This is a genomic window from Streptomyces sp. NPDC044063 (genome assembly GCF_056434285.1).
Genome location: NZ_JBWKFM010000005.1, coordinates 1 through 20,792, shown reverse-complemented (window position 1 = coordinate 20,792; position 20,792 = coordinate 1). Strand labels below are relative to the sequence as shown.

General features: G+C 74.2%; 17 protein-coding genes and 1 pseudogene. 11 read left to right on the top strand and 7 right to left on the bottom strand.

From position 1 onward, the window contains the following. Nucleotides 1-8: 8 nt before the first annotated feature. Nucleotides 9-1,430 carry an FAD-dependent monooxygenase gene (locus tag AC07BS_RS08360; protein WP_478931024.1) on the bottom strand — a complete coding sequence of 474 codons (1,422 nt, stop codon included), beginning with the start codon at nucleotides 1,428-1,430 and terminating at the stop codon, nucleotides 9-11. Between the two features lie 71 nt (nucleotides 1,431-1,501). Here AC07BS_RS08360 and AC07BS_RS08355 point away from each other — a divergent pair, with 71 nt between their 5' ends. Both AC07BS_RS08355 and ligD (AC07BS_RS08350) read left to right on the top strand, forming a co-directional pair. Beyond that, nucleotides 1,502-2,524 (top strand): PHP domain-containing protein, encoded by a 1,023-nt coding sequence (locus tag AC07BS_RS08355; RefSeq protein ID WP_478647590.1) that lies wholly within the window; start codon nucleotides 1,502-1,504, stop codon nucleotides 2,522-2,524. Further along, nucleotides 2,521-3,480 carry a non-homologous end-joining DNA ligase gene (gene ligD, locus AC07BS_RS08350; RefSeq protein WP_478931022.1) on the top strand — a complete coding sequence of 320 codons (960 nt, stop codon included), beginning with the start codon at nucleotides 2,521-2,523 and terminating at the stop codon, nucleotides 3,478-3,480. Before AC07BS_RS08355 ends, ligD (AC07BS_RS08350) begins: the two co-directional genes overlap by 4 nt. A gap of 12 nt (nucleotides 3,481-3,492) precedes the next feature. On the opposite strand, the gene ligD (AC07BS_RS08345) is transcribed toward ligD (AC07BS_RS08350), so the two are convergent. Continuing rightward, nucleotides 3,493-4,425 carry a non-homologous end-joining DNA ligase gene (gene ligD / locus AC07BS_RS08345; RefSeq protein WP_478647593.1) on the bottom strand — a complete coding sequence of 311 codons (933 nt, stop codon included), beginning with the start codon at nucleotides 4,423-4,425 and terminating at the stop codon, nucleotides 3,493-3,495. Nucleotides 4,426-4,457: 32 nt separating this feature from the next. Between ligD (AC07BS_RS08345) and ku the strand changes: the two genes are divergently transcribed. Continuing rightward, on the top strand, nucleotides 4,458-5,477 hold the full coding sequence (ku, locus tag AC07BS_RS08340) for a non-homologous end joining protein Ku (protein ID WP_478931019.1): 1,020 nt from the start codon (nucleotides 4,458-4,460) through the stop codon (nucleotides 5,475-5,477). A 25-nt stretch (nucleotides 5,478-5,502) separates the two neighbouring features. Here ku and AC07BS_RS08335 read toward each other — a convergent pair whose 3' ends face one another. Next, nucleotides 5,503-8,208, bottom strand: coding sequence for an ATP-binding protein (locus AC07BS_RS08335; protein ID WP_478647596.1), 2,706 nt, complete (start codon nucleotides 8,206-8,208; stop codon nucleotides 5,503-5,505). A gap of 415 nt (nucleotides 8,209-8,623) precedes the next feature. Between AC07BS_RS08335 and AC07BS_RS08330 the strand changes: the two genes are divergently transcribed. Genes AC07BS_RS08330 through AC07BS_RS08310 form a run of 5 tightly spaced genes read left to right on the top strand, consistent with a single transcriptional unit; the run spans nucleotide 8,624 to nucleotide 12,920 of the window. Beyond that, nucleotides 8,624-10,105: an ATP-binding protein gene (locus AC07BS_RS08330; RefSeq protein WP_478931017.1), complete on the top strand. Its 1,482-nt coding sequence runs from the start codon at nucleotides 8,624-8,626 to the stop codon at nucleotides 10,103-10,105. 26 nt (nucleotides 10,106-10,131) lie between these two features. Then, nucleotides 10,132-10,518: a roadblock/LC7 domain-containing protein gene (locus tag AC07BS_RS08325; RefSeq protein WP_478647700.1), complete on the top strand. Its 387-nt coding sequence runs from the start codon at nucleotides 10,132-10,134 to the stop codon at nucleotides 10,516-10,518. After that, on the top strand, nucleotides 10,515-10,874 hold the full coding sequence (locus AC07BS_RS08320; RefSeq protein WP_478647599.1) for a DUF742 domain-containing protein: 360 nt from the start codon (nucleotides 10,515-10,517) through the stop codon (nucleotides 10,872-10,874). Before AC07BS_RS08325 ends, AC07BS_RS08320 begins: the two co-directional genes overlap by 4 nt. Continuing rightward, the gene (locus AC07BS_RS08315) at nucleotides 10,855-11,478 is read left to right on the top strand and encodes a GTP-binding protein (protein WP_478647601.1); all 624 of its coding nucleotides are present in this window, start codon (nucleotides 10,855-10,857) and stop codon (nucleotides 11,476-11,478) included. The genes AC07BS_RS08320 and AC07BS_RS08315 overlap by 20 nt, the downstream gene beginning before the upstream one ends. Beyond that, the gene (locus AC07BS_RS08310) at nucleotides 11,475-12,920 is read left to right on the top strand and encodes a cytochrome P450 (protein ID WP_478647603.1); all 1,446 of its coding nucleotides are present in this window, start codon (nucleotides 11,475-11,477) and stop codon (nucleotides 12,918-12,920) included. Before AC07BS_RS08315 ends, AC07BS_RS08310 begins: the two co-directional genes overlap by 4 nt. Nucleotides 12,921-13,204: 284 nt before the next feature. Here AC07BS_RS08310 and AC07BS_RS08305 read toward each other — a convergent pair. Together AC07BS_RS08305 and AC07BS_RS08300 are read right to left on the bottom strand one after the other, a co-directional pair. Then, a pseudogene (locus AC07BS_RS08305) lies at nucleotides 13,205-14,035 on the bottom strand (terpene synthase family protein); the annotation flags it as partial. A 1-nt stretch (nucleotide 14,036) separates the two neighbouring features. Then, on the bottom strand, nucleotides 14,037-14,924 hold the full coding sequence (locus AC07BS_RS08300; RefSeq protein WP_478647604.1) for an SAM-dependent methyltransferase: 888 nt from the start codon (nucleotides 14,922-14,924) through the stop codon (nucleotides 14,037-14,039). Between the two features lie 449 nt (nucleotides 14,925-15,373). Here AC07BS_RS08300 and lnt point away from each other — a divergent pair, with 449 nt between their 5' ends. Further along, complete coding sequence (lnt, locus tag AC07BS_RS08295) at nucleotides 15,374-16,930, top strand: apolipoprotein N-acyltransferase (RefSeq protein WP_478647605.1); 1,557 nt, start codon at nucleotides 15,374-15,376, stop codon at nucleotides 16,928-16,930. Here lnt and AC07BS_RS08290 read toward each other — a convergent pair. Beyond that, nucleotides 16,902-17,807 carry a Gfo/Idh/MocA family protein gene (locus tag AC07BS_RS08290; protein WP_478931013.1) on the bottom strand — a complete coding sequence of 302 codons (906 nt, stop codon included), beginning with the start codon at nucleotides 17,805-17,807 and terminating at the stop codon, nucleotides 16,902-16,904. The two genes, lnt and AC07BS_RS08290, sit on opposite strands and share 29 nt — an antisense overlap. After that, the gene (locus AC07BS_RS08285) at nucleotides 17,804-19,024 is read right to left on the bottom strand and encodes an FAD-dependent monooxygenase (RefSeq protein ID WP_478931011.1); all 1,221 of its coding nucleotides are present in this window, start codon (nucleotides 19,022-19,024) and stop codon (nucleotides 17,804-17,806) included. The genes AC07BS_RS08290 and AC07BS_RS08285 overlap by 4 nt, the downstream gene beginning before the upstream one ends. Before the next feature lie 70 nt (nucleotides 19,025-19,094). On the opposite strand from AC07BS_RS08285, the gene AC07BS_RS08280 reads away from it, so the two are divergent. Both AC07BS_RS08280 and AC07BS_RS08275 read left to right on the top strand, forming a co-directional pair. Continuing rightward, nucleotides 19,095-19,706, top strand: a complete 612-nt coding sequence (locus AC07BS_RS08280; RefSeq protein ID WP_478647609.1) for a TetR/AcrR family transcriptional regulator — start codon at nucleotides 19,095-19,097, stop codon at nucleotides 19,704-19,706. A gap of 214 nt (nucleotides 19,707-19,920) precedes the next feature. Beyond that, nucleotides 19,921-20,655 carry a hypothetical protein gene (locus tag AC07BS_RS08275; RefSeq protein WP_478647610.1) on the top strand — a complete coding sequence of 245 codons (735 nt, stop codon included), beginning with the start codon at nucleotides 19,921-19,923 and terminating at the stop codon, nucleotides 20,653-20,655. Nucleotides 20,656-20,792: the final 137 nt, after the last annotated feature.

The following is a 20,792-nucleotide window of genomic DNA, read 5'->3' as shown; positions in this document are numbered from 1 at the left end:
CGGCCCGCTCAGCGCCCGGCCAGGCCCGCGCGGGCCAGCTCGGCGGCGGTGACCGGCGGCTCGTACCCGGGCGCCCGCCCGGGGCCGCACGCCACGCGCACCGCCACGGCGGGCGCGAACAGGCGCGACACCGGCGCCGACAGCGTCATCACGTCCAGCAGCACCCGCGTCACGGCGTGGTCCACCGTCGCCGTGCGCATCACGCGCTGCAGGTACCCCCGCAGCACCCGGGCGGCGGCCGGCGGCCGCGGGCCGAGCGCGCCCGGGTAGTGGATGTCCTCGCCGACCGCCATGTCCCAGGCCGCCCCGGCGCCGCGGGCGAGCGCCCGCTGCGCGGCGCGGGACACCCGGGGGTCGCCCAGCACCTGCCCGTCCAGGGCCTCGCGCAGCGCGACGGCGCCCAGCGCGGCGACGGACATGCCGTGCCCGTAGACGGGGTTGTACGCGGCGAGCGCGTCACCGGTGACGACAAAGCCGGCGGGCCAGGGCTCCAGGCGCTCGAAGCGACGGCGCCGGTTGACGGTGGAGCGGTTGAGGTGGACGCCGGTGAGCGGCTCGGCGCGGGCGATCAGGTCGGCCGCCAGGGGGTGGCGCAGGCGGCGCGCGAACGGCTCGAAGCCCGCCTCCTCCCCGGAGGGCTCGCCGCCGCGCGTACCGGAGACCGTCACCAGCCAGCGCCCGCCCTCGACGGGGTGCATGGTCATCCCCTGGCCCGGCAGGCTGCGCGACGGCGACGGCAGCACGCTCACCACCGGGAAGTCCTCGGCGCCCGGCGGCGCCCGGAACAGCCTGCTGGCATAGACCAGCCCCGAGTCCACGGTCTCCTCCGGCACCGCGGGCAGACCGAGCTCCGCCAGCCAGCGCGGGGCCCGCGAGCCCCGGCCGGTGGCGTCCACCACGAAGTCGGCGGCCAGCTCCTCGGTGGCGCCGGACGCCGCGCCCCCGAGCCGTACGCCCGTGACCCGCCGGGCGTCGCCGACGAGGCCCCGGACGTCCGCGCCCTCGCGCAGAACCACCCCGGGAAGGGCCAGCACCCGCTGCCGCACGACCAGGTCGAGCAGGTCACGGCTGCACGCGATGAGGAACTGCCGCTCCGGCGCGCGGGGGATCCAGCCCTGCGCCGACAGCGACACCAGGCCGGTGGGCAGGGCCACCCGGCGGGCTCCCGCGGCGAGCCAGGCGGCGGTCGTCCCGGGCAGCAGGGCCTCCATCGCCCGGGCCCCGCCGGACAGCAGCACATGCGCGTGCCGGGCCTGGGGCAGGCCCCTGCGGGGCAGGGCCGACGACGGCAGCCGGTCACGTTCGACGACCACCACCTCGTCCGTGTGGGGGGCCAGCGCGGCCGCCGCCAGCATGCCGGCCAGCCCGCCGCCGAGGACCACGGCCCGGCGGGGCCCGGACGCGAGGGGACCGCTCGTAGGGTCGCTCATGCGGGGTCTCTGCCCATCCCGGCCGCCTCCGAACACATGCGTGCGCGCATCCGGGGGCGCACGGTGGTGATGTGGAAGCAGAGGCCACCGGGCCGGTGGAAGCGCTGGAACGCATCGCGTTCCTGCTGGAGCGCACCCAGGCGCCCACCTATCGGGTGAAGGCGTTCCGCACGGCCGCCTCCGTGGTCGGCGCGCTGCCGGACGAGGAGCTGCGCCGGCGCGCCGCCGACGGCTCGCTGACGGACCTCAAGGGGATCGGCCCGAAGACCGCGGCGGTCGTGGCCGAGGCGGTGCGCGGCGAGGTGCCCGGCTATCTGGCGCGGCTGACGGAGGAGGCCGGCGGGCCGCTGGCCGAGGGCGGCCGGGAGCTGCGGGCGGCGCTGCGCGGCGACTGCCACCTCCACTCGGACTGGTCGGACGGCGGCAGCCCGATCGAGGAGATGGCCCGGACCGCCCGGGCGCTGGGCCACGAGTGGGCCGTCCTCACCGACCACTCCCCCCGGCTGACGATCGCCCGCGGCCTGTCCCCGGAGCGGCTGCGCGAGCAGCTCCGGGTCGTCGCCGAGGTCGGCGAACGGCTCGGCGACGGCTTCCGGCTGCTGACCGGCATCGAGTGCGACATCCTGGCCGACGGCTCGCTGGACCAGGAGCCGGAGCTGCTGGAGCGGCTGGACGTGGTGGTCGCCTCGGTCCACTCGGGCCTGCGGATGGACGCCGACGCCATGACGCGCCGGATGGTGGCGGCCGTCGCCAACCCGCTCGTGGACGTCCTGGGGCACTGCACGGGCCGCATCATCGGGCACCGGCCCGAGTCGGAGTTCGACGCGGAGATGGTCTTCGCCGCCTGCGCCCGCTTCGACACCGCCGTGGAGATCAACTGCCGGCCCGAGCGCCTCGACCCGCCGCGCCGGCTGCTCCGCCTGGCGATGGACGCCGGGGTGCTGTTCGCCATCGACAGCGACGCGCACGCCCCCGGCCAGCTCGACTGGCAGATCCACGGTTGTGCGCGCGCCGAGGAGTGCGGCGTACCCGCCGACCGCGTGGTCACCACCTGGACGGCGGACGAGCTGCTGCGCTGGACCGGGGCCGCATGACGACGACACCCCCGCTCCCCGGGATCAGGCCCATGCTGGCCACCCCCGCCCCGCTGCCGGCCGAGGACGACGAGGCGTCCTGGGCGTTCGAGGTCAAGTGGGACGGCGTGCGCTGCGTGGCCGGCGCGCCGGGCGACGGCACGCTGCGGCTGACGACCCGGGCGGGCAACGACGCCTCCCGGACCTATCCGGAGCTCCAGGGGCTGGGCGAGCGGCTGCCCGGCCGCCCCGCCGTGTTCGACGGGGAGATCGTGGTCGTGGACGAACACGGGCGGCCGGACTTCGGCCTGCTCCAGCGGCGGATGGGGGTGACCAATCCGCGCCGCGCGGCGCACCTCGCCATGGAGTGCCCCGTGCACCTGATGCTCTTCGACGTCATGTACCTCGACGGCGCGCTGCTCACCGAGCTCCCCTACCGGGAGCGCCGCGCCCTGCTCCACGCGCTGGGCCTGGGCGGCCCCAACTGGTCGGTGCCCGCGCACCTGGAGGGGCACGGCCGGCAGGCGTGGGACGCCACCCTGCGCGCCGGCTTCGAGGGAGTCCTGGCCAAGCGGCTGACGTCCCGCTACCTGCCGGGCGTCCGGTCACCCGACTGGCGCAAGACCAAGCACGTGATCACCCTCGACGTGGTCATCGGCGGCTGGGCCGAGGGGCACGGCCGGCTCACCGGGCTCCCCGGGGCCGTGCTGGCCGGTCTGCGGGAGCCGTCCGGCCTGCGCTACGTCGGCTCCGTCGGGTCCGGGCTCTCCGAGTACGAGCGGCGGGAGCTGGCGCGCTATCTGTCGGTGATCCCCCGGACGGACTCCCCGTTCGCCGGGCCGGTCGACGTGCCGGGGGCGCACTGGGTCGAACCACGCCTGGTGGCCGAGATCGTCTTCACCGGCTGGACGGCGGCCGAGCGGCTGCGCCACCCGACCTGGCACCGGTTGCGCCCGGACCTGACCCGGCTGGGGTGAGGCCGGGGCCGCTCAGGGCAGCGGTGCCCGGGTGCGGTCGCCGGCGAGCGGGGCCAGCGGGTCGTCGTGCGCGCCGAGGCGGTCGAGGACCTCCTCGGGGGTGAAGGCGAGGTCGCCGGGGTCGGTGCAGGCGGCGACCTCGTCCCAGGTGACGGGGGCCGCGACGCCGGGGCGGCCGGGCAGCAGACGCACGGTGTAGGGGGCCGCGGTGGTCTTCGCGCTGGCGTTCTGCGACCAGTCGATGAGCACCCTGCCCCGCCGTTCGGTCTTGGCCATGGAGACCACCACCAGCCCCGGGTGCTCGTTCATCATCCGGGTGGCCAGTCGCTTGGCGTAGTGACCGGTGGCCCGGCCGGAGGCGGCCTCGACGGGCGCGTAGAGGTGGAGGCCCTTGGCGCCGGAGACCACGGGGTACGCGGTGAGGCCGTCGTCCGCGAGCAGCTGGCGCAGCCGCTGGGCGACGCGGCAGCAGACGACGAGGTCGGTGCCGGGCCCGGGGTCGAGGTCGAGGACCAGCCGGTCATGGGCCTCGGGCCCCGCCTCGGCGGTCCACTGCGGCACGTGCACCTCGTACGCCCCCAGGTTCACCATGGCGATCAGGGCGGGGGTGGAGTCGATCATCACCTGCTCGGCGACGCCGTCCTTGTGCCGCACCGGCACCCGGGGCACCCAGCCGGGCGAACCGTTGGGCGGGGTCTTGGCGATCCAGCTCTCGCCGCTCGTGCCCTCGGGCGCGCGGACGAAGGACGCCGCGCGGCCCGCGGCGTGCCGCAGCAGCGCCGGGGCGACCGCCGCGTAGTACCGCAGGACGCGGGCCTTGGTGTGGCCGGACTCCGGGAAGAGCACCCGGTCGAGGTGGGACAGGGAGATCCGGCGGCCCTCGACCTCCACCACCTGCCGTTCCGCCTGCGGTTCCGCGGACTGCCGTTCCGAAGAGCTGGACATAAGGTGATAATTCCCACGGAGGGACACGAGCTATGCGGACGATGTGGAAGGGCGCCATCGGGTTCGGGCTGGTCTCCGTCCCCGTACGGCTCTACGCCGCCACCCAGGAGCACGGCATCCGGCTGCACCAGGTCCACGACGAGGACGGCGGCCGCATCCACCTCAAGCGGGTGTGCGACGCGTGCAACAAGGAGATCCCGTACGAGCACGTCGCCAAGGGCTTCGAGGACGACGAGGGCAACACCGCGGTGGTCACCCAGAACGACCTGGCCGGCCTCCCCCTGCCCAGCAAGAAGCTCATCGACGTGCTGGCCTTCGTCGACGCCGACCGCATCGACCCCCTGCAACTGGCCGGGGCCTACTACCTGGCGCCGGACAGCGCCGCCGCGAACAAGCCGTACGTCCTGCTGCGCGAGACCCTCAAGCAGACCGACCGGGTGGCCGTCACCAAGATCGCCCTGCGCACCCGGGAGTCGCTGGCCCTGCTGCGCGTCCACGGCGACCTGCTGACCCTCCACACGATGTACTGGCCCGACGAGATCCGCGACTCCGCGGGGCTGGCCCCGCCGGACTCCGTCACCGCGCGCCCGCAGGAGCTCAAGATGGCCACGAGCCTGATGGACACCCTGTCGGAGGACTTCGACCTCGACGCGCTGGAGGACGAGTACGAGGTCGCCCTCGGCGAACTCATCAGCGCCCACCTCGACCACCGGCCCGCGCCCCGGAAGGCCACCGCCGCGGCGCCCGACAACGTCATCGACCTCATGGCGGCCCTCCAGGCCTCCATCGACACGGCGGGGCGGAAGGGGACGGCGGCCGGAAAGGCCCCGGCGAAACCCGTGAAGACCGCGAAGACCGCGAAATCAGCCACCCGCTCCGCCAAGAAATCGACCACAGCCGAAACGGGAAAGCGCACGACCGCAAAGAAATCGACAGCCTCGTCCACGACGGCCAAGGCGAAGAAGACCGCCGCGGCCAAGAGCACCACGTCCAAGGGCACAGCGCGGAAGACGGCCGCCGCCAAGAGGACGGGCGGCCGGCGCGCGGGCTAGGACAGCCCCCGGCACCGGGCGGGCCCTAGCGGACCGGCACGCCCTCCTCCCCCGCGAGCATCACCAGCTCCTCCCGGGCCGTCGCGGCGAGCCCGTCCGCCGCGCACTGCACGGCGAGCTCCAGGCCCTCGCGCATCGTGGCCTCCGCCTCGGCGGCCCGGCCCGCGCGGCGCAGCGCGACGCCGTGGTCCACCAGGGCCAGCGCGAGCTCGTGGCGACACGGCGACCTGCGCAGGCAGTCCACGGCCTGGGCCAGCTTGGGCAGCACCTCGTGCTCCTCGGCCACCCGCGCGTACCGCCGCAGGGCTTCGCCCAGGGCGGTGTCGGTGCCGAAGACGGCGGCGTGCCGCACGGCCCTGTCCGCCAGCGTCCGCGCCCGCTCGGGCTCCTCGGGCGCGAGGGCCAACGCCAGGTCGAGGGCCCAGGGCGCCCAGAGGGTGTTGTTGCGGCCGCGCTCCTCCAGCCGCCGCCCGACGGCCTCCAGCTCGGCGACGGCCTCCTTGCGCCGCCCCTCCGCCAGCAGCAGCCGGCCGACGACGCTGGGCGCGTCCGGCATGACCATCGCCTGCGGGTAGGGCGGGCCGAAGGAGTACTTGTCGGCGATGCTCCGGGCCTCCTCCACCCGACCGCGGGCGAGCAGCGTGTCGACCAGCATGCAGGTGCCGTCCCACTGGATGGGCAGTCCGGGGCCGAGCCGGTCGGCCAGCCGCAGCCCCTGCCGCAGGAAGCCCTCCGCCACGTCGAGCCTGCCGCGCCGCAGATGGACCAGGCCCAGGAACTCATGGGCGAAGGCCAGGTGGGCACCGCGCCAGCCGGAGATCTCGAAGGACCGCACGGCCTCGGTGAAGAGCTCCTCCGCCTGGTCGAGCCGGTCGGTGAAGACGCAGGTGATGGCGATCATGCTGGGGATCTCGAAGCCCCACTCCTTGTTGGTCCACGACATGCCCGCGGGGAGCCGGCCGTTCTCCAGGATGCGGTCGAGGATCGCGGTCGCGTCCATGGCGTCCTCGCCGCGGAGCATCGCGTCGAAGGCACGCAGGGTCAGCATCGCCCGTTCGCCGTCGTCCCGGCCCCGCATGGGCCCGGCGATCTCGGCCAGCAGCCGGGACCGCTCGTGCGCGCCCTCCTCCTCCATCTGGATGCCCCGCCACATGAAGTGCGCGAACTGCAGCCGCATGCGGTCCTGCCCCTCGGGGGTGACCGCCGCCTGCTCGGCCACCACCCGGGCGGCCTCCTCCAGCTGGCTGTTGTGGGCGTAGGCCTGCGCGAGCCGGAAGGTGGCGTCGGCCCGCAGCTCCTCGGGCAGACCGGGCAGCTCCAGTGCCGACCGCAGGTGGTTGATGGTGGTGGGCGGTGACGTGAGCAGGGCCGAGCAGCCGAGCTCGAAGAGGACGGCGGGCCGGTCGTCCGGGGACGGCGGCTCGGCGAGCGCACGCTCAAGACAGCGGTTGGCCGCCTCGGGCGCGCCGACGGCGAGGTGTTCGCGGGCCGCCTCGCGCAGCGACGCGACGAGCTCGGCGTCCCCGTCGGGGTGGACCTCCAGCAGGTGCCGTGAGGCGGCGGCGGCGCCGAGCCCGGCGTTGGTCAGCGCCCAGGCCGCGAGGCCGTGCATGGCGGTGCGGGTGGCGGGCGGGACGGCCTGGTAGACGGCCGTGGCGATCAGCGGGTGGACGAACTCCAGCTGCTCGACGCCGGTCAGGATGCGGGCCTCACGCAGCCGGTCCGCGCAGTCCTCGGCCTCGGCCGGGCTCATCCCGGCGAGCATCGCGGCCCGGCGGGGCGAGATCTCCGTGCCCAGCACGGAGGCCGCCCAGGCGAAGCGGGTGGCGGACGTGCCCAGCCGCTCCAGCCGGGTCACCAGGCCGCTGCCCCGGGCCGTGGCGCCCAGTTCGCGCAGCAGCACCGCCGACTCCTCGGCCGGCTTCAGCCCCCGGTCGCACGCCTTGGCGATCAGCTCGGTCGTCTCGTAGGGGTTGCCGCCGGTCACCGCCCAGACCTCGCGGCAGAACGGGTCGTCGGCCTCCTCGCCCAGGGCGACGCGGACGAGTTCGGCCACCGCGCGCGGCGTGAGGGCGTGGAGGACGACCGGGCGGTGGCCGCGGCCGGCGACCAGCTCCTGGAAGGAGGGCGTGTGGGAGGGGAGTTCATGGGGCCGGTAGGCGACGGCCATCAGCAGCGGCAGCTCGTCCACCCGCACCGCGAACGCCGACAGCCAGGCCAGCGATTCGGGGTCGGCCCAGTGCGCGTCGTCGACGACCATGAGCAACGGGGCGCGGGTCAGCGCCATTTGCGTGACGAGCCAGTCGATGCCGTCGAGCACGCCCTGGGGGTCGGCGGGCGGTCCGGTGGGCGGTGCGATGCCGAGGGCCGGGCCCGCGATGTCGAACCAGCGGCCGAGCAGCTCCTCGCGCTCCTGCGGCTTCATGGCGGCGAGCGCGGGCTGCATCAGCTGCCGGACGATGTGGAAGGGGACGCTCTCCGCCGACGCGCTGCCCCGGGCGTGGAGCACGGTGCAGTGCTCGTGCCCGGCGGCCATCAGGCGCAGCTCGCCGAGCAGGGCCGTCTTCCCCGCTCCCGCGTCCCCGCTGAGCAGCAGCAGACCGCCCTGGGGCGGGTCCCCCTGGGCGACCCGGTCGCACAGGCCCTCCAGGGCCTGCCGCGCCTCGGCGATCTCCTGCTCCCGCTCGAACAGGGCGTTGTGCGGGCGTCGTTCACGCTGGTGCCCCGTCATAAGACTGTCTCCCTACGAGTGTGGTGCAGCGAGCCTAGACCCGTCGGCCACCGTTGGGGACAGGGTTCCACCAGCCGAACCACCCGGGAGCGTGACCCCACCAACGAATCGAACACTCAACCCTGTTATCAAAGATTCATTCGACGGTCGCGGTACGGGGTCATTGTGAACCCTTTCGAATTCGCCTGTCAGCCCATTCCGCGAATATGACAACTTCACGTCGTCACACCGCGCGGCCCGCTACGCTCCATGTCGCGCAGCGGGTTGCGGCAGCCGCGGCACGCCGCTGTCCGCTGACGCGCTGCGCGGCCGGACGAGACCGCCGCGCGATATTCCCGGCAGGGCGGCGTCCCTCGGCGTCCCTCCTTTTCTCCCTGCCACAGGCACATCATTTCCCAGGAGCTCGAGGACCTCGATGGCTGGTACTGGATCGTCACAGCAAGGCAGGCGGACCGCCTCCTCCCTCATATGGCTGGTGCCTCCCGTCATGCTCGCGGTCTGTACGGCCGCCGCGGCCTTTCTCACACCCGCCGCGGCCCGCGAACCGGCCCTCTGGTGCGGTTCGGCGGCGACCGTGGCCGTCGCCCTCACCTCCTCCGAGACGGCGCGCCGGGGCCGGGCCCTCGACGGGCTCCGCCGGCGGCTCCGTGAGCAGGAGGCCGTCCTGCGCCACCGGCTCGTCCAGCAGGAGGTGGAGACCCAGCGACTGGCGCGGGAGCTGCTGCCCCGGGCGATCCGGATGCTGCAGCAGGGCGCCCCGACGGAGGACGTGCTCCGCCGGGTCACCCCCCACGGCTCGCTCGACCCCTCGTTCGTGGCCGCGCACCGCGCGGTCCTCCGCTCGGTGCTGGAGGCCGTGCAGGCCGAGGAGGGGCTGCGCGACTCCGCGCACCGCGCGTTCGTCAACATCGCCCGGCGCGTTCAGGCGATCGTGCACCAGCAGGCCACCGACCTGCGCGAGATGGAGGACCGGCACGGCGCCAACCCCGAGGTCTTCGGCGACCTGCTGCACCTGGACCACGAGACCGCGCTGGTCGGCCGCCTCGCCGACAGCATCGCGGTGCTGGGCGGTTCCCGCCCCGGCCGTCAGTGGAAGAACCCGGTGCCGCTGTACAACGTCCTGCGCGGCGCGATGTCGAGGATCATGGACTACCGCCGGGTGGACCTCCACTCGGTGGCGGACGTGGCCGTGGTGGGCCCCGGGGTGGAGCCGCTCATCCACGCCCTGGCCGAGCTGCTCGACAACGCCACCCGCTACTCCCCGCCGCAGACCCGCGTCCACCTGACCGCCGTGGAGGTGCAGTCGGGGGTGGCGGTGGAGATCGAGGACGCCGGCGTCGGCCTCACCGACGAGGCCCGGCGGCGCGCCGAGGCCGTGCTGGAGGTCGCCGACCGCGGACTCGACCTCAACGACCTCGGCGAGACCCCGCGGCTCGGCCTCGCGGTCGTCAGCCGGCTGGCCCGCACCTACGCCTTCCGGGTGTCGCTGCGGCCCTCGGCGTACGGCGGGGTGCGCGCGGTACTGATCGTGCCGGAGAACCTCACCACCCCGAGCGCCACACCGGGCGGCGAGATCGCCCGGGCGGCCACCCTGCCGCCGCCCAAGGTCAGGAAGAAGCCGGGCCGGCCGCTTCCGGACCTGCCGTTCGACGCCCAGGCGACCGCCGCTCCCGGCTCCGGCGGCCTCCCGCAGCGCCGCCGGCGGGCCCCGGGGATGGCCGCGCGCGGCGTACGGGCCGCGGCGTCCCCGGCCGCCCCCCGTCGTCAACCGGCCGCCGAGCCTCCCCCGCAGCCGGGCATGTGGCTGGCCGCCTTCACCAGTGCCGTCAACGGCGAGGCCCGACCGGTGGATGCGGTGGGGCCGGACAGTGATGAATCGTCAGACGAGAAAGAGTAGCCATAGTGACGCAGCCGCGGTTCAACATGGACTGGATGCTCAAGGACCTGGCAACCAGCGTCCCTCAGACGCGCCACGTGATCGTGCTGTCCTCGGACGGCCTGCGCATGGCTCAGCACGGTTCGGACACGGACGCCGCGGATCGCCTGGCGGCCGCCTGCGCCGGACTGCAGAGCCTGTCCACGGCGGTGGCCGCCGAATTCCCCAACGGCGACGGCAAGATGCGCCTCGTCGTGATCGAGGTCGACGGCGGCTTCTTCTATCTGATGGCGGCCGGCGCGGGCGCGTACCTGGCGGTGCTCGCCGACGACGACGTCGACGCCGGTCTGATGGGGCAGCGGATGCGTGACCTGGTGGCCCGCATCGGCGAGCATCTCACCAGTCCGCCGCGCGTCAGCGGGCCGGTGGCATGAGCAAAGCCGGAAAAGCGTGGGACCCCGGCAATCCGGACCGGTTGTACATCATCACCAGCGGCCGCAGCCGTTCCGGCAAGCGGACCAGGCTCGATCTGGTGACGCTGGTCGTCGCCCGGGCCGACCCCGACCCCGCTCTCCAGCCGGAGCACGCCGCCATCGTGCGGATGTGCGACTACCCGCTCTCGATCGCCGAGATATCCGCTTATCTCACCTTACCCGTCAGTACCGTGACCGTCCTGGTCACCGACCTGCTCAAGGAAGACCAGGTGGAAGCCAGGCCCCCCGTACCGGTCGCCGCACTGCCCAACGTCGAACTCCTGGAGGCGGTGATGCATGGACTACAAAACCTCTGAGTCGTACGCCGGCCCCAGGAGGGAGGACATCCTCCCCTCCTCGGCCGCGGCGGCCGTCAAAGTGGTGATCGTCGGCGGATTCGGGGTCGGCAAGACGACCCTGGTGGGCACGGTGAGCGAGATCAGGCCGCTGACCACCGAGGAGACGATGACCCAGGCCGGTGTCGGGGTGGACGACCTCGCCGGCATCGAGCACAAGATCGAGACCACCGTGGCCATGGACTTCGGCCGGATCAGCATCAACGAACAGCTGGTGCTGTATCTGTTCGGCACTCCGGGCCAGGAGCGCTTCTGGTTCCTGTGGGACGGCCTCTTCGAGGGCGCCCTGGGCGCGGTCGTCCTGCTCGACACCCGCCGCCTGGAGGTGAGTTACGACGTGATCGGCCTTCTGGAGGAGCGCGGCGTGCCGTTCGTGGTCGCCGTCAACACCTTCCCGGGGTCGCCGGTCCACCCCATGGCGGAGCTGCGCTCCGCCATGGACCTCCCCGAGTCGGTCCCCATGTTCACCTGCGACGCGCGGGACCGCGTCTCCTGCCGGGACACGCTCATGGCGCTCATGCGCTACCTCTACCACCTCACGAACGAGATCTCGGAGCCACAGTGACCCCACCCCACGAGCCCTCACCGGCGGACTCCACCCTCGCCGCTCCCCCGCCGCAGTGCCCGGCCCACGCCTACGGCCCGGGAGGCGTCGCCCGGCTGTACGGTCCGACCGCCGAGGCCGACCCGATGGGGCTCTACGAGCAGCTGCGCGACCGGCACGGCGCCGTGGCGCCGGTGCTCCTCCACGGCGACCTGCCGGCCTGGCTGGTCCTGGGGTACCGCGAGAACCTCGACGTCGCCCGTACCCCCACGCGCTTCTCGCGCGACTCCCGCAACTGGCGCGACATGCGCGAGGGCAGGCTGCCCCTCGACCACCCCCTGGCGCCGATCTCCACCTGGCAGCCCATCTGCGCGTTCGCCGACGGCCAGGTCCACGAGCGGTGGCGCGGTGCCATCAACGACTCCCTCGGCCGCTTCGACCGGCGCGGGGTCCGGCGGCACATCACCCGCTTCGCCAACCAGCTCGTCGACTCCTTCTGTCTGCGGGGCGGCACGGACCTGGTGCACGAGTTCGCCGAGCCGCTGCCCATGCTGGTGATGACCCAGCTGCTGGGCATGCCGGAGGAGTACGGCCCCCGGCTGGTCACGGCGGCCCGCGACATGATCAAGGGCACCGAGACCGCCGTGGCCAGCAACGAGTACGTGCAGGAGGCCCTGCGCAAGCTCGTCGCCCGCAAGCGCACCGACCCCGGCCCCGACCTCACCAGCTGGCTGCTGGAGCACGCGGCCGAGCTGACCGACGACGAGGTGCAGCAGCATCTGCGGCTGGTGCTCATCGCCGCGTTCGAGACCACCGCCAACCTGATCGCGAACACGCTGCGGATGCTGCTGACCGACCCCCGGTGCCGCGCCAATCTGGCCGGCGGGCACATGACGCTGCCCGACGCGGTCGAGCAGGTCCTCTGGGACGAGCCTCCCTTCACCACCATCCTGGGCCGCTGGGCGACCCAGGACACCGAACTGGCCGGCCACAAGATCAAGGCCGGGGACGTCCTGGTGCTGGGGCTGGCGGCGGCCAACGTCGACACCGCCGTGCGGCCCGACCCGACCGCCCCCGTCCACGGCAACCGGTCCCACCTCGCCTTCAGCGGCGGGGCCCACGAGTGCCCCGGCCAGGACATCGGCCGGGCCATCGCGGACACCGGCATCGAGGCGCTGCTGAACCGGCTGCCCGACGTCCAGCTGGCCGTCGCCGAGGACGAGCTGTCCTGGATCTCCTCCCTGATGTCACGTCATCTCGTCGACCTGCCGGTCAAGTTCACCGCCGCACAGCCGCTGCCGCCCGAGAAGGACGAGCCGGACACGACCGCGGAGACGGATCACCCGGCCGACCGGCCCGCGCCGCCCGAGCAGCCCACCGCGATCCCGGCACCGCCGGTCCGCGCCTCCGGCACCCGCGCCTCGTGGTGGTCGTCGCTGACCCGGTGGCTGCGGCGCCGCTGAGCGGTGGCGTCGAGCTGGTCCCACCACCAGGCCGCGGACGCGATGGGCAGCGGCCGGGTGTCGGGGTCGCTGGGGGTGTCCCGCCAGGTGATGCCGTAGGTCGCTCCCGGGACCGGACGGTCGTACCGGTTCCGGGGGCTGGCGTAGCGCGGCGCGGCGTTCATCCAGCGGATGCAGCCGGAGATGTAGTGGCCCAGCGCCTCCAGGTAGCGCAGCAGCTCCGGGTCGGCCCCGCGGGCGATCTGCTCGCGCAGCCGGAGGAAGAGCGTCATGGCGCGGTCCCTTATGGCGAGGGCGTCGCGCAGCGCCCGCTCCGGGGAACTGCCGTCGTGGTGGACGAGGACGTTGACGATGTTCTGGTCCGTGGTCTCCTGGCTGTCCTCCTTGGCGTAGGAGAACAGGTCGTTGTCGCAGCTGACGATGAAGCCGGCGGCGTCGGTGAGGGCCTGGACGGGGGCGGAGAAGAGCGCGTCGTCCGGGATGTCGAGGCCGTTCGCGATCTCGCTCCAGGCCAGGGAGAAGCGTGTGCCGTTGATGGACGGCCGGAGCGCGACGTAGTCGGAGAGCGTGGGCATCACCCGGCGCTCGATGTTGCTGACCTGCCAGGCGGCGCCGAGCAGCCAGTCCCGCAGACCCTCGGTGACGCGCCGGAGCTGGACGGGGGTGGCCAGGGCGCGGGTCCGGGCGGCGAGGCCCTCCAGGGCCGCGTCGAACGGAGTGTCGCCGAGCATGGCCGATCCCGGCGCCTCCAGGCAGCGGGAGATCCGGGCGTTGAGGTCGACGATGGCGGCGGTACGGATGTCGGCGCTGCCGGTGTCGTGCCACAGGTCGTCGAGGGCGAAGGCCCAGTGGTTCCACGCTATGAACAGCAGCAGCGGCTCGTCCTCCCCGTAGGGGATGATCCGGCAGCTGAAGTCGGTGCTGTGGGTGGCGATACTCCAGGCCCGGTCGGTCTCGTCGCGGAAGATGCCGGTGGAGTCCAGCCACGCGATCGTCCGTCGCTCCAGCTCCTCCACCCGCGGGTGGACGGCCGATTCGATCGGGCAGTAGAACGGGGGCAGCCGCCAGCCGATCGCGGAGGCGCGCACCGTATCGCTCACGTCGTCGTCCTTCATGTCACCGCCCCTCGAGGCGGAAGAGGAGCTGCCGGGTCTCGACGGCGTGGTCGCGCCACACACGGAAGAGCTTGCCGTGGGCGACGGCCGACTCCAGCAGCCGGTCGGTGGAGATGGGGGACGTGGTCCCGCCGTGCTCCAGGTGGTCGAGCTCGGCCGTGGTCCAGGCCATGGACTGCACCCAGAACTCCGCCACCCGGTCGGTGAGGTCCTCGTCCTGTTCCAGGACGAAGCCGGCGGCGTTGGCGGCGGCGATGTACTCGGGCAGGGTGCCCAGGCGGGTCTTGTAGTAGCCGTCGATGAACGACGTCCACTCGGGGCGGCACAGGAAGTGCTCCTGGATGCCGAACCAGCCGCCCGGCTTGAGGGCCTTGGCCACCACCGAGAACAGCCGCTCGCGGTCCATGTACCCGGAGCTCTCGATGGCGACGGCCGCGTCGTAGGTCCGTTCCTCGCGCAGGTCGTGGATGTCGCCGAGGACCGGGGTGACGAGGTCCTCGGCGCCGGCCTGGCGGACCAGGTCGGCCATCACGGGGACGTGCTTGGCGGTGACGGTGATGGCGGTGACCGAGCAGCCGAACTCCTGGGCCCAGTAGATGGATCCGCCGCCGAGCCCGCAGCCGATGTCGAAGAGCTGGGCCGGGGGGTTCCCGGCCACCCGCCAGGTCGTCGCGGCGTGGGCGAGTGCGGCCTCCTGGGACTCGAACAGGCGGCGGCGCAGCATGCTCTGGGAGACCGTGGTGTTGGGCGCGGACCCTGGCTCGAAGAGTCCCACGTGGAAGTGCACCCGTGGCCCGGGGCCGTATTTATGGAGGATGTCGGCGGTCTTCCGGGAGTAGTACGAGGGCACCTGCGTCTCATCACGCACCACGTCAGCAGCAGCAGTCACTTCAGCAACGCAATTGTCCATGGGTTCCCTCCGGGACACGGCGACGTACGACCAGCGTTCCTGTCCAGATTTGCCCGGTACCTGCCCACGGGGCGTCAGCGATAACCCACGGTACGTACCGGCATGGGCCTTTCTGACATGCACGGCCTAGATCGGTTGACTTCACTTTAGATCAAAACAAGTCATTTTTGCCTTACTTGAAGACCAGAAAGACTGAAAATTGCGCGCCGTTGTCGGGGTTTTGGCCTCACGGCAGACGATATTCCGGCCGCTCGCCACATGGCCGGATCCGGCTCACGGGCCTGGTGTGCGGACGATCGACGGGGGCGCTGGGCATGTGCCATTCGCGCCCCCTGACAAGGCGTCACCGCGTGTCGCACGGGCCTCCCCCTGCGCCCGGCCCCCTCCCTGGCGCACACTGGTGACCTGCCGGAACGAGGGAGGCGCGGATGGCGGTGACTGCGGGACGGCGAGGGCGACTTCTCGCCTCGCCCTGGTGGCGGGGGGCCGCCGCGGTCCTCGCGGGCGCGCTGCCCGCCCTGACCTTTCCGGCCCCCTCCCTGTGGTGGCTGGGGTACGTGGCGCTCGTGCCCTGGCTGCTCCTGCTGCGTTCGGCCGTCACCGCGCGCCACGCCGCCCGCCTGGGCTGGCTGGGCGGCGCCGGCTTCCTGCTGGCGGTGCACCACTGGCTGCTGCCGAGTCTGCATGTCTTCATTCTCGTACTGGCCGGTCTGCTGGGCTTGTTGTGGGTCCCGTGGGGGCTGCTCGCCCACCGGCTGCTGGGCGGTTCGCCCGGCCCCGGGCGGGTGGCCGCGGCGCTCGTGGTGCTGCCGTCCGGCTGGCTGCTGGCCGAACTCGTCCGGTCCTGGGAGTACTTGGGCGGACCGTGGGGGCTGCTGGGCGCCGGGCAGTGGCAGGTGGCGCCCGCGCTGCGGCTGGCCTCGGTGGGCGGGGTGTGGCTCGTCGGCTTCCTCCTGGTGGCCGTCAACGTGGCGCTGGCCGCGCTGGTTTCGGCGCCCCGGGCCCGTAGGACGGCCCTGCTCGGCCTGATCGGCTGCGGCGTCGTGGTCGGCTGGGTGTGGGCCTGGGCGCCCGTGCCGGAGCCGGCGGGCACGGCGCGCGTCGCGATCGTCCAGCCCGGCGTGGTGGGCGGGCGGGACAGCGTGCGGCGCCGCTTCGACAAGGAGGAGGAGCTCACCCGGACCCTGGCCGGGCACCGGCTGGACCTGGTGGTCTGGGGCGAGAGCAGCGTCGGCCAGGACCTGGGCGACCGGCCCGATCTCCGGGAGCGGCTGGCCGAGCTGTCCCGTACGGTCGGCGCCGACCTGCTGGTGAACGTCGACGCCCGGCGCTCGGACCGGCCGGGCATCTTCAAGAGCTCGGTGCTCGTGGGGCCGGACGGGCCGACCGGTCAGCGGTACGACAAGATGCGGCTGGTCCCCTTCGGCGAGTACGTCCCGGCCCGCTCGCTGCTGGGCTGGGCCACCTCCGTGGGGAAGGCGGCCACCGAGGACCGCCGGCGCGGCGACGGGCCGGTGGTGATGCGGCTGCCGGAGGCCTACGGAGCGCTGCGGATCGGCCCGCTGGTGTGCTTCGAGTCGGCGTTCCCCGACATGAGCCGGCGGCTGGCGCGCGACGGCGCCCAGCTGCTCGTCGCCCAGTCGGCCACCTCCACCTTCCAGCACAGCTGGGCCCCGGCGCAGCACGCCTCGCTCGCCTCGCTGCGCGCGGCGGAGACCTGGCGGCCGGTGGTGCACGCGACGCTGACCGGCGTCAGCACGGTGGTGGACGCCCACGGCCGCCGGGTCGGCGAGCGGATCGGCACCGACCGCGCCGCGGCGGCCGTGTACGAGGTGCCGCTGGCGCGCGGCACCAGCCCGTACGTCCGGCTCGGTGACTGGGTGGTGTACGCGGCCCTGGCGGTGCTGGCCGCCTACGGCGCGGCCGAGGGGCTGGGCGTCGTCCGGCGGCGCCGCCTCAGGAGGCCTGCTCCTGGACGAGGGTGACGATCCGCTCGCACAGCTCGTGGGTGCGCAGTGCGTCCTCGGCGTCGACCGGCCGGCCGGCCCGGACGTCGTCGAGGAAGGCGTGGACGGCCTGCTCGATGCCCCGCTGGCGGGCGACGGGGACCCAGTCGCCGCGGCGGCGGACGGTGGGCTGCCCCTTGTGGTCGATCACCTCGGCCAGATTGACGACCTGCCGCTTGGAGTCCTGCCCGGAGACCTCCAGGATCTCCTCGTTGGAGCCGCTCATGCGGTTCATGGTGCCGATGGCGGTGAATCCGTCGCCGGCGAGCTGGAGCACGACGTGATGGACGAGGCCGTCGCGCACCCGCGCCCGGACACCGACGTGGTCGACGGGGCCGGGGACGAGGAAGCGCAGGGTGTCGACGACGTGGATGAAGTCGTCGAAGACCAGGCTGCGCGGCGCCTCGGGGAGGCCGATCCGGTTCTTCTGCATGAGGATCAGGTCGCGCGGGTGCTCACGGCACTGGACGTAGCCGGGCGCGTGGCGGCGGTTGAAGCCGACGGCCAGCGGGACGTTCCGCTCCCGGGCCAGACGGACCAGGTGCTCGCTCCGGTCGTAGGAGTCGGCGAGGGGCTTGTCGACGTAGACCGGGACGCCCGCCTCCAGCAGCCGGGTGACGATCCGGGGGTGGGCCGCGGTGGGGGCGTGCACGAACGCCGCGTCGATGCCGGCCGCGAGCAGCGAGTCGAGGTCGGTGTGGCGCTGGGCGCCGGGGACGCGGTAGGTGTCCCCGACCCGGTGGAGGGTGGCGGGCGTACGGGTGTGGAGGTGCGGCTCGAGCTCCGGGTGGGCGGCGAGCACGGGCAGGTAGGCCTTCTGCGCGATGTCGCCCAGTCCGATGCAGCCGACCTTCACTGTGCCTCCTGTGAATGATGAGTCACGGGTTCCGTTGACGCAGCATACGTGGGCACGGGTGGCCGCCAGTCGGCTATGCCGTCGAAGCCGCGCAGCAGGAGCCGCGGGGCGAGGCGGCCGGCGGTGGCGATCCCGAGGTCGCGCAGGGCCACGGCGGGGGTGCCGGAGAGGAGGGCCATCCGGGCGGCCCGGGCCGACCGGCGCACGATCGCCGTGGTCCGGGGCAGCCGGTCGCGGGTGTAGGCGGCCAGGGCGGCCCCGGGGTCCGGCAGGCCGGGATCCGCGTGATGGGCGAGCACGACGGCGTCCTCGACGGCCTGGTTGCCGCCCTGGCCGAGGGTGGGGGCCATGGCGTGCGCGGCGTCGCCGACGAGCACGGTCCGCCCGCGGTGGTGGGCGGGCAGCGGCAGGGTCATGGCGTACACGTCATGGCGCAGGACGTCGCCGGGGGTGATCGCGGCGAGGACGGCGGGGACGGGGGCGTGCCAGGTGCCGAAGCGGCGCAGCAGTTCGGACCTCTCGTCGTCGGGCGCCCGGTCGCCCGCCGGGGCGAGGGCGGCCGCGTAGGCGTAGATCCGCCCGTCCTTCAGCGGCTGGGTGCCCCACAACCGGCCGTCGCCCCAGGTCTCGTGGGGCGCGAAGGGCCGGTCGGGGGCGGGGATGACGACGCGCCAGGTGGTGAAGCCGGTGTAGGCGGGGCCGGGGTGGGCGGGGAAGAGAGTGCGGCGCACGGCGGAGCGGATGCCGTCGGCGCCGATGACGAGGTCGGCCTCCAGATCGCCGTCGGGCGTGCCGACGACGGCGGGGCGGTCGGTGGCGCCGGGGTCGGCCAGGAACGCGGCGTTCCCGGTGCGGACGGCGCCCTCGGGGAGGTGGGAGGCGAGCAGTCCGGCGAGGGTGGCGCGGTGGAGGAGGACCAGGGGGCCGCCGAAGCGCCGGGCCGCGGCCGCGCTGTTCGTCCGGGAGAGCCAGCGGCCGCCCGGCGTCCGCACCCCGCCGTCACCCTGCCAGGCGGCCAGGGCGCGGACGTCGTCGCCGAGCCCGATCACATCCAGGGCGCGCTGGGCGTTGGGGGCGAGGGAGATGCCGGCCCCGACCGGTTCGAGGGAGGCCGCGCGTTCGAGGACGGTGACCCGCCAGCCCCGGCGGTGGAGGGCGAGGGCCGCGGTGAGTCCCCCGATTCCGGCGCCGACGACGACGGCGTGCGGCTGTGCCATGACTCCTCCTCGTAACTACAGGTGTAGTGAGAGATTACTACGCCCGTAGTGCAGCGGCTAGGTTGGCTCCATGACCACGGAACGCCCCTCCCCGCCCCCGGGCACCTCCCGCACCCGGCTCATCGCCGACACCGCCCTCGCCCTCCTCGCCGAGCGCGGCATGCGCGGGCTGACCCACCGCGCCGTGGACGAGGCCGCCGGCCTGCCCCCGGGCTCGACGTCCAACCGCGCGCGCACCCGCGCCGCCCTGCTGGAGACGGCGGTCCGGAGGCTGGCCGAACGCGAGGCGGCGGTGCTGGGGCCCCGGGAGATGCCCGACCCCGCGGCCGGCCTCGACGCGCTGGCCGGAGCGCTCGCGCGCGCCCTGCACCGGTCGCTGACCGGGCAGCGCGAACTCCTGCTCGCGCGCTACGAGCTGGCGCTGGAGGCGGCCCGGCGGCCGGGGCTGCGGGAGATCTACGACGCGACGGGCCGGGGCTTCTTCCGCGAACCGGTGGTCGCGCTGATGACCGCGGCGGGCTCGGCCGACCCGGAGCGCCACGCCCTGTCCCTCATCGCCTGGTGCGAGGGGCTGATGTTCTCCTGCGCCGCCGGGTCGTACCACGCGGAGGTGCCGGACGAGGACCAGCTGCGCGCCGGGATGACGGAGTTGCTGCGCGGCATGCTCGGGCGCGAACGCTGAGCGCTCCGCGGGAAGTCCGGTGAGCCGGCCGCGGATGTGTCGTGGCCGGTCGCGCCCGCGCCCCTTTGGCGCTGCCGAACCGCACCGGACGTCGCCAAGCCCGCCTGGGCGCCGGAGCGGTGGGGCGCGGGGCGGCGTGCGGGGCGGGTCGTGATCCTGGGCCACTCCCCCGGGGAGTTCACAACCGCCCGCGCCCGCGTGCAGGGTTGGGCGGGTGCAGCGAATGCCCGCGGCGGCGGTCCTGGTGGCGGTGGCGATGTCGGCCGCCGCCGGCTGTGTCTCCGTCTCCCCCTCCACCGACGGGTCCGGACCCCACCGCCTCGCGCGCTCCTCCGCGCCGGAGAACGGCCCCGCGCCCGACCGCGAGTCCCTGGTCACCGTCGGCGGCGGGACGGCGCGCGGCCCCGCCGGCGATCCCTCGTCGTCCGCCCCGCCGCCGCTCCTCGGACCGCCGGCGGACCCGGACCGGCCGCTCCCCTGGGGTCTGCCCTGGCTCCCCGGTCGCCCCCCGGACCATGACCACGAACCCGGGCCGCTCCTGCCCCCGTCCCTGCCCGCCCCGGCGCCGCCCGGCCCCGGCGGGCCCGCCCGGTGGACCGGGGAGCCGGCCGGCCCCCCGCGCTCCGCCGCTCCCCCGCCCTCCCGGCCGGCCCCGGACTCCCGGGAGGCCCCCGCCCCCGCCGCCCCTCGGCAGCCGCCACCGGAATCCCGGCGCGAGGAACCACGCCCCGCGCCCCCCGAGCGCCACGAACCCCCGGCGCGGGAGAACCACCGCCCGGAGGAACGGCGTCCGGAGGCCCCCCACCAGGAGGCCCCGGCGCCCGCCCCCGCCGCCCCCGACCGGCCGGGCACCAAGGGCCGCACCGTCTGCTCCCTCGGCGACAGCTACGGCAAGTGGCAGAAGGACGGGGACGCGTCGCGGATCTGCCACCAGGTCTACGACCACTAGCTCTCCGGCGAGCAGAGCGCCCTGCAGGGAAAAGGGCGCGGGGGGGGGGGGGGGGGGGGGGGGGGGGGGGGGGGGGGGGGGGGGGGGGGGGGGTGGGGGGGGGGGGGGGGGGGGGGGGGGGGGGGGGGGTTTTGGGG

Bases quoted from the DNA above. Each gene is read 5' to 3' on its own strand.
- AC07BS_RS08335 (WP_478647596.1), bottom strand. From the start codon at position 8,208: ATGACGGGGCACCAGCGTGAACGACGCCCGCACAACGCCCTGTTCGAG.
- AC07BS_RS08280 (WP_478647609.1), top strand. From the start codon at position 19,095: ATGACCACGGAACGCCCCTCCCCGCCCCCGGGCACCTCCCGCACCCGG.
- lnt (WP_478647605.1), top strand. From the start codon at position 15,374: ATGGCGGTGACTGCGGGACGGCGAGGGCGACTTCTCGCCTCGCCCTGG.
- AC07BS_RS08315 (WP_478647601.1), top strand. From the start codon at position 10,855: ATGGACTACAAAACCTCTGAGTCGTACGCCGGCCCCAGGAGGGAGGAC.
- ku (WP_478931019.1), top strand. From the start codon at position 4,458: ATGCGGACGATGTGGAAGGGCGCCATCGGGTTCGGGCTGGTCTCCGTC.
- AC07BS_RS08360 (WP_478931024.1), bottom strand. From the start codon at position 1,430: ATGAGCGACCCTACGAGCGGTCCCCTCGCGTCCGGGCCCCGCCGGGCC.
- AC07BS_RS08330 (WP_478931017.1), top strand. From the start codon at position 8,624: ATGGCTGGTACTGGATCGTCACAGCAAGGCAGGCGGACCGCCTCCTCC.
- AC07BS_RS08285 (WP_478931011.1), bottom strand. From the start codon at position 19,024: ATGGCACAGCCGCACGCCGTCGTCGTCGGCGCCGGAATCGGGGGACTC.
- ligD (WP_478647593.1), bottom strand. From the start codon at position 4,425: ATGTCCAGCTCTTCGGAACGGCAGTCCGCGGAACCGCAGGCGGAACGG.
- ligD (WP_478931022.1), top strand. From the start codon at position 2,521: ATGACGACGACACCCCCGCTCCCCGGGATCAGGCCCATGCTGGCCACC.
- AC07BS_RS08320 (WP_478647599.1), top strand. From the start codon at position 10,515: ATGAGCAAAGCCGGAAAAGCGTGGGACCCCGGCAATCCGGACCGGTTG.
- AC07BS_RS08325 (WP_478647700.1), top strand. From the start codon at position 10,132: ATGGACTGGATGCTCAAGGACCTGGCAACCAGCGTCCCTCAGACGCGC.